At 74.8% G+C, this 13,694-nt stretch carries 10 protein-coding genes; 4 read left to right on the forward strand and 6 right to left on the reverse strand.

Annotated elements, in window-relative coordinates:
- Positions 1-89: 89 nt before the first annotated feature.
- Positions 90-359, forward strand: a complete 270-nt coding sequence (locus AB0G10_RS38690; protein ID WP_360933854.1) for a DUF2277 domain-containing protein — start codon at positions 90-92, stop codon at positions 357-359.
- A gap of 3 nt (positions 360-362) precedes the next feature.
- Here AB0G10_RS38690 and AB0G10_RS38695 read toward each other — a convergent pair whose 3' ends face one another.
- Positions 363-2,393: a translation factor GTPase family protein gene (locus tag AB0G10_RS38695; protein ID WP_360933857.1), complete on the reverse strand. Its 2,031-nt coding sequence runs from the start codon at positions 2,391-2,393 to the stop codon at positions 363-365.
- 167 nt (positions 2,394-2,560) lie between these two features.
- On the opposite strand from AB0G10_RS38695, the gene AB0G10_RS38700 reads away from it, so the two are divergent.
- A complete protein-coding gene (locus AB0G10_RS38700; protein ID WP_360933860.1) occupies positions 2,561-3,049 on the forward strand; it encodes a hypothetical protein in 489 nt (162 codons plus the stop codon).
- 111 nt (positions 3,050-3,160) lie between these two features.
- On the forward strand, positions 3,161-3,682 hold the full coding sequence (locus AB0G10_RS38705; protein ID WP_360933863.1) for a peptidase M23: 522 nt from the start codon (positions 3,161-3,163) through the stop codon (positions 3,680-3,682).
- Here AB0G10_RS38705 and AB0G10_RS38710 read toward each other — a convergent pair.
- Complete coding sequence (locus AB0G10_RS38710) at positions 3,672-5,816, reverse strand: Hsp70 family protein (RefSeq protein ID WP_360933866.1); 2,145 nt, start codon at positions 5,814-5,816, stop codon at positions 3,672-3,674. The genes AB0G10_RS38705 and AB0G10_RS38710 overlap by 11 nt on opposite strands.
- 87 nt (positions 5,817-5,903) lie before the next feature.
- Here AB0G10_RS38710 and AB0G10_RS38715 point away from each other — a divergent pair, with 87 nt between their 5' ends.
- Entirely contained in the window at positions 5,904-6,389 is a 486-nt protein-coding gene (locus tag AB0G10_RS38715; protein ID WP_360933869.1) for a hypothetical protein, read from the forward strand.
- Positions 6,390-6,394: 5 nt separating this feature from the next.
- Here AB0G10_RS38715 and AB0G10_RS38720 read toward each other — a convergent pair whose 3' ends face one another.
- The 4 genes from AB0G10_RS38720 to AB0G10_RS38735 all read right to left on the reverse strand — a co-directional run bounded on the left by AB0G10_RS38720 (position 6,395) and on the right by AB0G10_RS38735 (position 13,650).
- Positions 6,395-7,864: a dynamin family protein gene (locus AB0G10_RS38720; protein ID WP_360933872.1), complete on the reverse strand. Its 1,470-nt coding sequence runs from the start codon at positions 7,862-7,864 to the stop codon at positions 6,395-6,397.
- Complete coding sequence (locus AB0G10_RS38725) at positions 7,861-9,633, reverse strand: dynamin family protein (protein WP_360933875.1); 1,773 nt, start codon at positions 9,631-9,633, stop codon at positions 7,861-7,863. The genes AB0G10_RS38720 and AB0G10_RS38725 overlap by 4 nt, the downstream gene beginning before the upstream one ends.
- A gap of 58 nt (positions 9,634-9,691) precedes the next feature.
- A complete protein-coding gene (locus AB0G10_RS38730; protein ID WP_360933878.1) occupies positions 9,692-10,888 on the reverse strand; it encodes a hypothetical protein in 1,197 nt (398 codons plus the stop codon).
- Between the two features lie 152 nt (positions 10,889-11,040).
- Positions 11,041-13,650, reverse strand: a complete 2,610-nt coding sequence (locus AB0G10_RS38735) for a LuxR C-terminal-related transcriptional regulator (protein WP_360933881.1) — start codon at positions 13,648-13,650, stop codon at positions 11,041-11,043.
- Between the last annotated feature and the right edge of the window lie 44 nt (positions 13,651-13,694).

Raw genomic sequence — 13,694 nt, forward strand, 5'->3', positions numbered from 1 at the left:
CTGACCCCGTGATGGTGAAGATCCGCCAGAACGCTGAGTATTACATGGAAACCTATCTGTGATCATCCCGATCTTCAGGGGGAGACGACATGTGCCGGAGCATTCACCAGCTTCACAACTTCGAGCCGCCCGCGACCGAGGACGAGATCCACGCCGCAGCGCTGCAGTATGTCCGGAAGATCGCCGGTTCGACCCGGCCGTCGCAGGCGAACCAGGAGGTGTTCGACCGGGCGGTGGCGGCCGTCCGGGCCGCCACCGCCGAGCTGCTGGCCGGGCTGGTCACCAGCGCGCCGCCGAAGGACCGGGAGGTCGAGGCGGCGAAGGCGCGGGCGCGCGCCGAGAAGCGCTACGCCTCCTGAGCCTCACCGCGGGACTTCCCGGAACCACTGCTCGCGGTCGGCCGGGTCGGGGCCGCGCCGGCGCAGGACGGGCGGGTCCTCGCCGGTGATCGGCGCGTAGTGGTCGAACCGCGCCGTGAGGACGGCCTCGCCGCCGGTGAGGTCCGGCAGGGCGGCGACGACCTCGGGCACCCGGGACGACGGCAGCGTGCCCGCCACCTCGAGGTACCCGCCCGCCGTGTCGGCCTCGTGGATGACCGCGCCGGTCCGGCCGAGCAGCGCCGTCACGGCGTCGGCCAGGTGCTGCGGCACGTTCACGTCGAACCGCTCGAACGGCTGGCACACCCGGGTGCCGGCCTCGCGCAGCGCCGCGGTCACCACGACCTGGGCGAGGTTCCGGAAGTCGGCGGCCACACTGGAGATCGACTTGTCGAACTTCTGGTGCGGTCTGCTCTGCCGCGGCTGGTACTGCGAGGACGTCATGGTGACCACCCCGTCGGTGACCGGCCAGCCGTGCCGGCCCTGCCGCAGCGCCGCCCGCACCCCCTCCTCGGTGGCCGCGATGAACGCCGGGATCAGCCGGCCCGGCTCGATGCCGGGATGGAACGTGACGCCGTGGCCGGCCGGTGCGGCCTCGACGCGCAGGCCGATGCCGGCGAGGTAGGGATTGCCCCGCTCCCGGATCCGGTCCTCGACCGCGCCCGTACCGGCGACCCGCTCGATGCACGCGGTCAGCGTCCCGGAGAAGCGGACCCGGACCCCGTAGCGCTCCTCCAGCAGCGCGGCGATCACCTCCTTCTGCACCTCGCCGTGCAGCCGGATGACGGCCTGCCCCTGGTGCTCGTCGAGCCGCAGGTCCACCAGGGGGTCCTCGTCGGCGAGCTCGGTCAGCCCGGCGAACAGCGCCAGCCGCTGGGCCGGGTCGACCGGCTCGACGAGGGCCTGCCGGGTCGGCGGCGGGAAGCGGTAGAGGTGCCGCCGCGGCGGGTCGCCGACGTGCTGCCCGATCCGGGCCGGCAGCCCGCGCACCGCGACGATCTGCCCGGCCGACGCGAACGGCCGCACCAGGACGCCGCCGGGCTCGCTCACCGCGATCTCGGTGACCGTCTGCGGCCGCCCGCCGCCCAGCCGGACGCGGTCGCGCACGCGGAGCCGGCCGGACCACAGCCGCAGCCAGGCGCGGCGCCCGTGCCCGTCCCGGTCGACGGCGAAGACCGTGCCCACGACCGGTTCGCGCGGCGGCGCCACGGCCGGCTCCCCCGGCCGCGCCACGGCCGGTTTCCCCTGCCGCGCCACGGCCGGTTCTTGCGGCGGCGTTCCGGCCCGGGGCAGCAGGTCGGCCAGGAGGTGGCGCAGCTGCGGGACACCCGCGCCGGTGATGGCCGAGCCGAAGGCGACCGGGGTCAGCACGTTGCCGCGCACGGCACGGCGGATGGCGCGGCGGACGTCCCGGGCCCGGATCGGCTCGTCGGCGAGCCACCGGGCGGCCAGCGCGTCGTCGGCCTCGGCGACCGCCTCGACCACCGGTTCGGCGTCGAGGGAGACGGCGCGGACCCGGGCGTCGGCGCGGCCCTGGCCGGTCACCGTGCTCAGCACCACCGGGCGGGCGGTGAGGCGGCGGCTGATCTGGGCGACCACGCGGCCGACGTCGGCGCCGCCGCGGTCGACCTTGTTGACGAACAGCACGGTCGGCACGCCGATCCGGCGCAGGGCACGCCAGATCGCGACGGTCTGCGGCTGCACGCCCTCCACACCGGACACCACGAGCACCGCGGCGTCGAGCACCGCGAGGGAACGCTCCACCTCCGCGATGAAGTCGGGGTGGCCGGGCGTGTCCAGCAGGTTGACGGTCAGGTCGCCGAGGCCGATCGAGGTGACGGCCGCGCGGATGGTGATGCCGCGCCGGCGTTCGAGATCCATCGAATCGGTACGGGTCGTGCCGTCGTCGACGCTTCCCGGCGCGGCGACCGCGCCCGCCTCGAAGAGCAGGCGCTCGGTCAGGCTGGTCTTGCCGGCGTCAACATGGGCGACGATCCCGAGGTTCAACAATGCCAAAGCAGGTCTCCACGGTGGGACGGAAAAGGGTCCGGAGCGTGGAAGCTGCTCGCATCGTCGTTCTCCTCGGCGCTGGGGATCTGTCGCATTCCAGGTTGCGCCGGTCACGACCTCACCGCCACCGATTTTCGGTGAACGAGGGCCGCCGGAGTCCTAGCCTGGTGGGCATGCCTTACGTCGCCGCCCGTGACGGCCGCAAGAACCGCAGCGCCGCGAGCCGGGCCCCCGCCGTACCCGATCGGATCGAGAACCTGCACGGGAACAGCCTCGGCGTGCTCGAGGTGCCGCATCACATGGCGGCCGGGCATCCCAGCCGCAGGCGCTACGAGCTCGACGACCCCGCCCAGTTGCGTCACGCCTACGAGCAGGTGCTCTGCGAGGCGGCGGACTGCGGCGAGGTCGAAGACCTGATCAACCCGGTGACGCTGCGGCGGGTCTGGCGGGATCTGCACCTCCCGTCGCGGGTGCGGGAGGCCTGGGAGACCCGGCACCCGGGCCTGCGCCGCGTGGTGAACCGGACGAAACCCGGCAATCGGGCCGACGACGACGTCATCGTCGCCCGCACCCGGCCGGCCCCGCCCGGCTCACCCGGATTCACCCGCCGCAGCCGCGTCCAGGCCACCCGGCCGGCCGCGAGGGTCGTCGTCGCCCGCTGACACCTGCATCGACCCGGGTCCTCGCGGTCCAGGATCGATCCAGGACCGCGAGGTACGTGAAGAACGGCCCTGCCCGCCCCGGACATCGACGGGCCTGTACCCTTCGCCGTCGTGCGTGCGATCTTCGTTCTGGCCGTGGCGATCCTCGCCGGCTTCCTCATCAGCCCGCTGGTGCGTGCCGACGCCGGCTGCGTCCCCGCCCCGGCCGCCTCGGCGCCGGCGGCATCGGGCCGCTGGACCGGGGCGCAGATCGAGAACGCGCGGATCATCGTGGCCGTCGGCGCCGAGCGGGGAGTGCCGGAGCAGGCGCTGGTCATCGCGGTCGCCACCGCGATGCAGGAGTCCGGCCTGCGCAACCTGCGCGGCGGCGACCGGGACTCGATCGGGCTGTTCCAGCAGCGGCCGAGCCAGGGGTGGGGCACGCCCGCGCAGCTGCGCGACCCGGCGTACCAGACCGGCAAGTTCTACGACAAGCTGCTGACGGTCGACGGCTGGCAGGCCATGAAGCTCACCGAGGCCGCCCAGGCCGTGCAGGTGTCGGCCTACCCGAAGGCGTACGCGAAGCACACCTCCGCGGCGACCCGGCTCGTCGAGTCGCTGACCGTCCCGGAGTCCTGCGCCGTCACTCCCTGACGATCGGCACGCAGTTGCCGGTCCGGTAGGTGCCCCCGGTGTCCTGGACCAGGCCGTGCCCGGCCAGCGCGATCCGGGCGCAGACCTTCGGCGCGTCGCCGATCGCCGTCCGGAAACGGTCGCTCCCGGTGTCCAGGACCGAGGGGCGGGCGTCCTCGACGTACCAATCTCCTCTCTCGCTTTTCGGCGCGTGCGAACCCATGTCGTGGTCGGCCGGATAGGTGCCGTCACCGCCGTAGATGTGCAGGTGATAGCCGCCGCTGACGTCCGGATCCGACCCCCCGAAGTCGACGTCGTAGTCGATCGTGAGCGTGCCGTCCGCGATCACCGCGGAGGTGAGGCAGACCCAGCGCGGATTGCTCCTGATCCGGTCGGTGCAGACCTCGTCGGCGGGCGCGGCGGCGTTCGTGCCCGGCGCCGCGGAGGCGCCCGCCCCCGCGCCGGTCAGCTGGCCGGCCGGATCGTCGCGGCGGGAGCCGGCATAGGCCAGCCCGGCCGCCACCAGCCCCACCACCAGCGCGATCGCCGCGCCGGCCGGCACCCACCGCCGCCGCGACGGCGCACGTCCGCCACTCGCCCGGCGGACCTTGGCGCTCGCCCGGCCGGCCCCGGCGCTCGCTCGGCGGGAGTCGGCGCTTCCTTGGCGGGCCCCGGCGCTTGCTCGGCGGGCATCGGAGGGCAGCCTCTCGGTCGGCTCGGCCTGCGAGGAGCGCGCTGCCCGCTCGGCCGGCGGGGACTGCGATGGCCGCTCAGGCGGCCGGGCGGCGGGCATTTGCCCCACCTTGGACGTGACCGGTTCGGGAGGCGTCGCCGACGCAGGGAAGACCGTGGTGCGCCGATCACCGACCGGCGCCGACCCGGCCACCGCCGCCCTGGCCGAGGCCGAAGACGGAGACACAGACGCAGACGCAGACGACGGCGACGGCGACGGCGACGGCGTCGAGGAAGGCGACAGCGGCGGCGACGAGGAAGGCGGCGAGGAAGGCGGCGACGACCCCGGACGGCGCGGACCGGGCGCCGGGCGGCGCTGCGCCGGCGTGGCACGGCCCGACACCGGACCCACGGGCGCCGGCTGCGCCCCGCTCGCGAGCCACGCCGCCCCGAGCGCCACCGCGTGCTTGGGATGCGCGTCCACGGCGACCGGCCGGCCGAACTCCGCGGCCACCATCTGCGCCACGATCGGCATCCGGGAGGAGCCGCCGGCCAGCAGGATCGCGTGCAGGTCGTCGACGCCGCAGCCGGCCGAGGCGACGGCACGTTTGAGGGCCTCGACCGAGCCGTACAGGGCCGGTCGCACCATCGCCTCGAACTCCGAGCGCGTCAGGCGTACCTCGGTGGCGAAGCCGGGCAGCAGCACCGGGATGGTCGTGTCGGTGTCCGAGGAGAGCGCCTCCTTCGCCGTCACGCACTCCTCGCGCAGCCGGCCCACCGCGGCGATCACCGAGGAGTCGTCCTCGTCGAGGTCGGCGAGCCGGCCGCCGAGCGCCTGCTGCACGTGGTGGAAGACCGCGGCGTCGAAGTCGATGCCGCCGAGCCGCTCGATGCCCTCCGGACGGCCGAGGATGTCGAACCCGGCGGCGGTCTTGCGCAGCACCGCCGCGTCGAAGGTGCCGCCGCCCAGGTCGTAGACGGCGACGACGGCGCCGGTCTCGAGGCGCTGCTGCCGGGCGTATCCGGCGGCGACGGCCTCCGGCTCGGTGGTGTAGGCGACCGGTCCGCCGAGGCCGGCCATCCGCACCGCCTGGCGCATCAGGTCGATCTTGTAGGGACCCCAGTTCGCCGGGTACGACACGCACGTCGCCGCCGGGACACCGCCCTCCCGGTCGTAGACCTGGCCGGCCGCGGCGTGCAGCATCCGGGCGGCGAGCGCCTCGGCCGACTGCGGCACGCCGCCGAGCAGGATCGGCGTGGTGTCGCCCATCCGGCGCTTGAACTCGCGGGCCACCCGGTGCGGCTCGGTCAGCCCGCGCCGGCTCGCCGCCTCCCCGGTCAGGAACGTCTCGTCGGCGCGGAGCAGCACCACCGACGGGACGACGGCGCTCCGGCTGCCCAGCGGGACGATCTCGGCGTGCCCGTCGCGCCAGGTCGCGGCTGCGGTGTAGGTGGTGCCGAGGTCGAGGCCTAGTGCGTACATCGCCGGTCGCTCCGAATCGTGTGTTGGGGGGCGGGGCGGGGGTTTTCCCCGGGACGTGCGGGCCCCCGCCGCTCATAAGGTGGATGCATGGATGCCGCCCGCCCCCTCCGCGACGAGTTCGCCGACCCCTCCGGTGAGCCGGGCGGTCTGCTGCGGGATCTGCCGGACGATCTGATCGCCGAGGCGGTGGTCAGTTACGCGGACACCGCGCCGGCCGAGGTGGCCGAGCATCTGGCGCCGTTCGTGGGCGCGCACTCGGTGGTCGGCGCGCACGACACCGCCGCCGATCCGCCGGACTGGCAGGATCTCCTGGCGACGGTTCCCGCCGGGATCCCGGACGAGGCCGAGATGCAAGATCTGAGCTTCGGTACGGGGGCCGAGCCGTGGCCCGCGGCGGAACACGACGACGGGGCGGGCGAGGAGGAACCGGAGGAGGCCGGCGTCACCGCGGACGACGACGTGTTCGGCTTCGACCTGCCGGCCGACCCGCTGGCCCTCGACGAGATCCCCGCTGACACGACCGACGACGGCCCGCTCGAGGATTGGCCCGGCGATCCCGATCCGCTCGCCTAGGGCGCTCATCGCCGCCGCTCCAGTCCGGCCAGCATCCCCTCGCAGGACCGCACCGCCACCCGGGCGGCCACCGTCATCTCGTACGAGGTCAGCGGGTTCTCGGCCCGCCGCTGCCAGCGCGCCAGCGCCTCCAGGGCGGTGGCGGACTGCTCGGCGGCCGGCGCGTCCGGTGGCAGGCGCAGCCGGTCGCTGACGGCGTTGCCCGAGCCGCCGATCAGGCGTTCCAGGTCGGCGATCGCCTCCGGCTTCCCGGTGATCCAGCCGGCCCGCAGGCTGGACAGCACCCGCAGCTCGTTGAACGGGTGCGCGGACGCCATGATCTCCTCGACCGCGGCGGACACCGCCTCGCCGCCCGGCCGCGGGCGGGACCGGGTCAGCTCGGCCACCGCGAGCAGCGCCGACCGGCTCTTGAGCACGTCCCGGCGTTCCAGGAACAGCGATCCGACGATCTCCCGGAGCCGGGTCAGGCCGCTGCGCTCGGCGAGCTCCCTCGCCAGCCCGGTCGCCGTGGTGGCCACCTCCCGGCGCAGCAGCGTGCTGGTCAGACGTACCCCGAAGAGGCCGAACCGGGCCAGCAGCGCCTCCCGCTCGATCGACGTCAGTCCCAGCTCCGGCATGGTGTTCACGAAGCGGTCGGCGGAGAGCAGCAGCTCCTCGGCCGGTTTGACCGGCAGCCCGGCGACCCGGCGCAGCCAGGCCACCTCGGTCTCGGTCAGGGTCACCGCGGTCTCGGCGAGAAGACCCGCCACGGGTACGACGGACTGCACCAGCCGCCGCACGGTGGTGTCCCCGCCCAGCCGGCCGGCGATCCGGCGCGCCGACGCCATCGAGTCGAGCCGCCCGGCGCCGATCTCGTCGGCCCGGGACAGCACGCCGATCGCGTTCACCGGGCTGGGCCGGGACACCTCGGTGTCGTGGAAGGCCCGCAGGAACTCGGCGTCGCCCGGATGCAGGTGCCGCAGCAGGTAGACGACCGCGTCGGCGGGGGTCTCCTCGTCGTCCGGGACGAGCAGGTCCCAGGTGCGCCGGGCGGTCTGGTCGGACAGCGAGCCGATGCCCGGCGTGTCGATCAGGGTCAGGGTGCTCAGCGCCCGCGACGGCCAGGTCACGGTGAGCCGCTCGACGGCGGCGCTGTCCAGCCCGCCCAGGTCGACCTCGATGGCGCCGTCGTCCCGGGTGAACCGCAGCACCCGGTCCGGCCCGTCCTTCGGGGTGGCCCGCACCTCGTAGCCGGGACCGTCCCGGTACCAGGTGACGATCCGGGTGCACTCGCCCGCGTCGGTCGGCGCCAGCCGCTCCCCCACCAGGGCGTTGAGCAGCGTCGACTTGCCGGCCTTGACCCGGCCGGCCACGGCGACCCGCAGCGGCGCGTCCAGCCGGTCGCGGACGCCGGCCAGCACGGCGGCGTCGGCGGTGCCCCGGTAGACGGCGATCGCCTGCCCGAGGACGGCGCGGGTGCTCTCGACGAGGGTCATGGGTTCACCGACGCTGCCTGCTGCCGGAGCCGGTTCACCCGGGCCAGCTCGGCGTCGACGTCCTTGAGCCGCCGGTCGCGGTCCTGCTGGGTGCGCTTCGCCGCGTCCGAGGCGCCGGCCAGGGCCAGGGCGTTGGCCCGGTTGAGCTCCTCGGCGAGGCCGCTGTAGTGGTCGCGGAGCTGCCGCTGCACCCGGCGCAGGGTGTCCCGGGAGTCCTTGCCGGCCACGAAGCTGACCTCGTCGCAGTAGCGGCGGATCGCGTTGCGGGCCTCCCCGCGGCGGCGCTGGAGCTGCCGTTTCTTCTCGTCGCGCAGGCCGCGGTGACCCATCACCAGGCCGATGCCGATGCCGATCGGGCCGAGCGAGACGCCGACCAGGCTGCCCAGGATGATGAACATCAGCGCGCCGCCGTACGCGCTCTTGAGCGCCACCATCGCCTGTTTCGTGAGCCGCATCCGCTGCAGGTCGATCTTGTGCTGGAAGTCGGCGACGCTGGCGAGCGGCGTCGGATCGGTCACCGCGGGCCGGCGCCACAGCATGGTCGACGCCTCGTGGAAGTGGTCGCCGACCCGCATGCCGAGCTCCCCGGCCCGGCGGCGCAGCAGCTCGTAGTTGCCCAGCAGCTCGGAGGCCATCCGGGACTGCAACCACGCCTCCATCTCCGGCCAGGTGTCGGCCGGGTCGGCGGCGTCGATCGCCAGATCCGCCTCGGCGATCACCACCCGGACCCGGGACCGCAGGTCGTGGTCGACGTCCGAGGTCAGGTCGGCGACCCCGTCGCCGAGCGTCTGGTTCCACCGGGCGGCGGCGCTCTTCAGGGCCTCGACCCGCTCCTTCACGGCGGTGAGCTCGCGGACGATCCGGGCGGCCGCCTCCGGGTCGGCGAGGACCTCACGTTCGGCCTGGAAGTGCGCGTCGAGCTGGTCGCAGAGTGCGGCCACCTCGGCGGCGGCCTCGCCGGCGAGCCGGTCCACGGCGGAGCCGCCGATCCGGCCGGTGAGGAACCCGACCAGGTCGGTGAACCCGGACTCGGCGTTCAGAGCGGTGTCGTTGGTCCTGACGGCCCGGGACCGCAGCGTCGACGACACGGGCAGCAGCGGCATCGGGCAGTGCCGGTCCAGGTGCTGCTCGTCGAGTTCCCGGATCCGGCGCCAGGCCGGGTAGAAGTCGGTCTTGGTGAGCACGCAGACGATCACCGGGCAGAGCGCGCGGGCCCGCTGCAGGAAGTCGGCCTCGCTGCGGGTCAGCTCCTGTGCGGCGCCGGTCACGAAGACGACCGCGTCGGCCATCGCCACGGCGGACAGGCTCGCGGCGGCGTGCGGCGAGTTCAGCCCGCCGACTCCGGGCGTGTCCACCAGGACCAGGCCGCCGGCCAGGAGTTTCCGGGGAATCCGGATCTCCACGCCGGTCGGCCGTTCGGCGGCGCCGCTGTTCTCCAGGACGTGCTCGCGGACGTCGGCGACCGGGATCGGCTCGCGGCGGTCCGGCCCGAACAGCAGCGCCGCCTCGGGCTTGCCGCCGTGCCGCACATAGGTCGGCACGGCGGTGGCCAGGTCGTCGTCGACGGTGCACACGGCCGCCCCGACCAGCGCGTTGACCAGCGAGCTCTTGCCCTGCTTGAACTCGCCGGCCACGACCACGTGCGACACCGGGTCGGCCAGCGCGGTCCTCAGCGCGGTCAGCCGGGCCGCCGTGTCGGGGCGGTCGTACGCCTCGCAGGCGCGCAGTCCCAGGTCGACCACGGCGATCGCCTTCGCGGCCTCTGCCACGGCTCCTCCCGTCCTCGCCGGTCCCGCGGCCGGGGCCGTGGCCCCGGGCGCTCCGGATTCAGGCGCCGACCACGGTGGTGTCGTCGCCGCTCTCGATCGTGTCGTCGTCCGAGCTCACCGTCGTCGACGTGGTGTCGATGTCGGTGATGCTGGTGTCGTCGTCGGAGACGGTGGTGTCGTCGTCGCTGATGGTCGTGTCGTCGTCGGACACCGTCGTGACGTCGTCGTCGGAGATGGACGTGACGGTCGTGTCGTTGTCCTCGTTGTTGCCGCTCGCGTTGCCGCCGACCGCGACCGCCGACCCGTCGTCGGCCGTGATGCCGGAGGCGTTGGAGGCGTCGCCGCCACCGAACGACACCGCGCTGTCCTCGATCTCGGCGTCCGGCAGGTTCGCCACGTCGCCGTCGCCGAAGTTGAAGACCGACTCGTCGGCGCCGCCGTCGACCTGCGCGGTCTGGTTGCCGTCGCCGATCACCGCGTCGTCCGCCTCGCCGACGACGCCGGTGTTGACGCCGGTGTTGACCGCGCCGGAGATGTCGTCGCCGGCCTGCACCGCGCCGTCGCCGGTGTTCGCCTGGCCGAAGTTGTCGCCGTCGACGAGCAGGCCGCCGTCGCCGCTGACCGAGTTGACGTCGCCGTCGATCAGGGTGGAGAAGTCCCCGGTGGCCGCGTTCACGTCGCCGTCGCCGGTGTTCGCGACCGCGCCGTCCCCGGTCGCGGCCGTGACGTCGTCGCCGCCGGCCACCGCGCCGGCCCCGGTCGCGGCGTTGACGTCGTCCCCGCCGGCCACCGCGCCGTCGCCGGAGGCGCTGACGTTGCTCGCGTCGATGTCGCCGAAGACGTTGCCGTCCACGTCCAGGTCGAAGCTGTTGTCGGTGACCGACGTGACGCTCAGGTCCAGGCTCTGGGTGATCGTCTCGTCGCCCTCGTAGGTGGCGTAGGTGACGTAGTTGAGGTGCTGCACCACCTGCTCGACCGACTGGGTGCCGGAGGTGTGCGCGGGCGGGGCGCCGCCTCCGCCGCCCGATCCGCCGGTGTAGGTGCTCAGCGCCGACCGGGCCTCGGCCGGCACCGCCGGCTCGCCGGCCGCGTCGCCGACGACCGCGGGAACGTCCACGGACGACAGGTCCACGTCGGTGACCCCCTCGGCGGTCAGGGTGCCGTTCGGGTCGTCCGCGTACCGGGCCGCGAACTCGCGGTCGGTCAGCAGGTTGAGAATGAAGTCCTTGAGCAGGTCGGTGGCGTCGGTGGTCATGGGGCTCTCCTCGCTCGACAGGTGTCCCGTTCCTTCATCCGGGCACGGCACCAGCGTGCGGCCCGCAACCCGGTGGGGGCATCGGGGTGTTCCCCGTGGTATAGGGGCCCGGCAGGGGGATCCCTAGCCTCGTGTCCGAGATCCAACGCAAATCAGCCGCCGAGCATCTCCCGGAGCATCGCCAGCAGCTCGGCCCGGGTGCTCGCGCCGAGCTTCGCCCGGATCCGCGCCACATGGTGTTCCACCGTCTTCGGGGCGATGAAGAGCTGCGCCCCGATCTCCCGGTGCGTGCTCCCGGCGAGCACGAGCCGGCCCACCGTCACCTCCCGCTCGGACAGCCCACTCGCCCCGGTGGCGTCCGGCTTCGGCTCGGACAGCTCCCGGGCCCGCTCCAGCAGCCGCCGCGCCGCGACCGGGTCCCCGGTACGGATCGCCGCCTGCCCGGCCAGCCGCGCCGCCTCCCACGGCAGCTCCGCCGCCAGCAGCCCGTCGACGGCCGCGAGCACGGCGTCCGCGTCCACCCGCCCACCCAGCGCCGCAGCCCACTCCCACCCCGCCCGGCACTGCGCCCCGGGCCGGACCTCCTCCGGCTCCATCCGCGTCATGCCGCGGGCGATCTCCTCGGCGGCCGGCACGTCCTCGGTCACGATCGCGGTCTGGAGGCGCAGCCAGTACAGCGACACCTGCCAGGTCACCGGCCGGCCCAGCGCGGCGAGGATGTCGTCGAGGAGTGCGAGCACCGGCGCCACCCGGGCCGGCCTGCGCAGCCGGGCCGCCGCCACGGCCAGTTCCTCGACCACTTCGAGATGCCACAGGTCCGCGGTCCGGCGTGCCAGCAGCGGCTCGGCCGAGCCCCAGGCATCCCGGAGCCCCGCGATGTCCCCGCGCCGCCGCGCGATCCCCGCCGTCAGCGCCGCCCGCAACAGCCGATCCCGCCCAGCAGGCTCCACACCCGCCGGCGAGCCCCAGCCCGGCGAGTCGAAGCCGGGCGAGCCGGACCCGCGCGAGCCGGTGGGAGGCGGGCCGGTGGGAGGCGGGCCGGTGGGAGGCGGGCCGGTGGGAGGCGGGCCGGTGGGAGGCGGGCCGGTGGGAGGCGGGCCGGTGGGCGGCGGGCCTGAAGGCGACGGGCCTGAAGGCGGCGGGCCTTCTCCGGACAGACGGCGCAACTCATGCAGGGCGGTGTCGTAGCGGCCCGCCCTCATCCTGGCCCAGGCCAGCAGGAGGCGGTGGCGCTCGTCGGCGGCGGGGCCTCCGACGACGGCGGTCCGGGCCCGGGTGAGCAGGTGTTCGGCGGAGGACACGTCGCCGGCGGCGACCGCTACGAGGGCGGCCAGCGCGTGCGGGGTGTCGGGGAGGATCAGGGCGGGCGCGGCGCGTTCGGTGAGTTCGGCCGCCTCGATGAGCAGCGGCAACGCGGTGGCCGGGCGGCCCGCTTCGAGGACGGCCTCGGCGAGCCGGGTCACCGCGAGCGGCGCGGGGGTCGCCGCCGACTGCCGCGCCTCCCGCTCCCTGCCGGTTCCGAGCAGCGAGGGTACGGCCAGAGCCGGTCCCGGCACGGGCGCCGACGCCAGCAGGCCCGCGGCCCTCGCCGCCCTCCCGTCGTGGGCGGCCGACGCTCCGGTGACCAGCAGCAGACGAGCTCCCGGCGTACCCCCGAGGTCTTGATCTTGAAGGTCGAGGGGTAGTCCCAGGAGCGCGCTCGCCTCGGCCCGGCCCGGCGCCGGATCGGCCGGATCGGCACCCGCGTCGGCCGCGTCGTCGAACCAGCCGAGCGCCGCCTCCGGATCGGTGAAGCGCAGCCGCTCCCCCGCCGCGAGATAGACGCGCGCCGCCGTCGTGGTGGTCGCGCCGGCGGCCCTCAGCTGCTTCGCCGCGAGCACCGGATCGGCGCCCGCCTCGATCAGCGCTCCGGCCACCGCGTCGTGCAGGCGCCGCCGGCCGGCCGCCGGCATCTCGGCGAGAACGGCGTCCGCGATCGCCGGGATCAGATGTTCGGCGCCGGGCGCCAGCAGGCCCTCGTCACGAAGAACGCGCAGCGCCGCGGCCAGGCCCGCCGGATCGGTCGCGCACGCGGCGGCCAGCACCCGATCGTCCAGCACCCGATCGTCCAGCATCCGATCACCCGGCACCCGATCGCCCAGCACCCGGTCGCCCAGCACCCGATCGGCCGGGCCGAGGCGGAGGGCGAGGACGCGCGCGACCGTGACGACCGCGGGGTCCAGGAGCGCGAAACGCCGCTGCACCCGGGCCAGCAGAGCCGGCGGCGGTGTCGCGGTCGCCGTTGCGATCGCCACCGCGATCAGCGGCATTCCGGCCGAGGTTTCGAAGACGGCGGCGGCGACCTCGGGTGAGACCGGGCGGCCGGTCGTCGTGGCTACGAGGGTGGCCACCTCATCCGGGCTCAGCGGGGCGAGGAACTCCACGCCGCCGGCGGCGGCCACCTCGTCGAGCTCGGCGAGCTCCGGGCGGTCGATGGTGGGGCGGCGGGCGATCGCCATCGGCACGCCGTCGCGGCCGGCCGCCGCCAGCAGCTTCAGCGACGCGGGGTCGAGGCGGTGGGCGTCGTCGACGACGATCAGGCCGTGCCCGGTCAGATCAGTCCCGGCCGGGTCGGTCCCGGTCGGATCAGCATCGGCCGGATCAGGCCCGGTCAGGCCGCCGGGGCCGGCGGGCGTCCACCAGATCGGGGCGGTCGCGGCCGCGGCGAGGTGGCGGAGCCGATGGGTACGCCCCGAGCCGTCCACGCCGACCACGACCGTCATCGCCGGCCACCGCCGTCCACACGCGCGACTCTACGCGCGTCGAT

Source organism: Actinoplanes sp. NPDC023714, assembly GCF_040639855.1.
Lineage (GTDB): Bacteria > Actinomycetota > Actinomycetes > Mycobacteriales > Micromonosporaceae > Actinoplanes.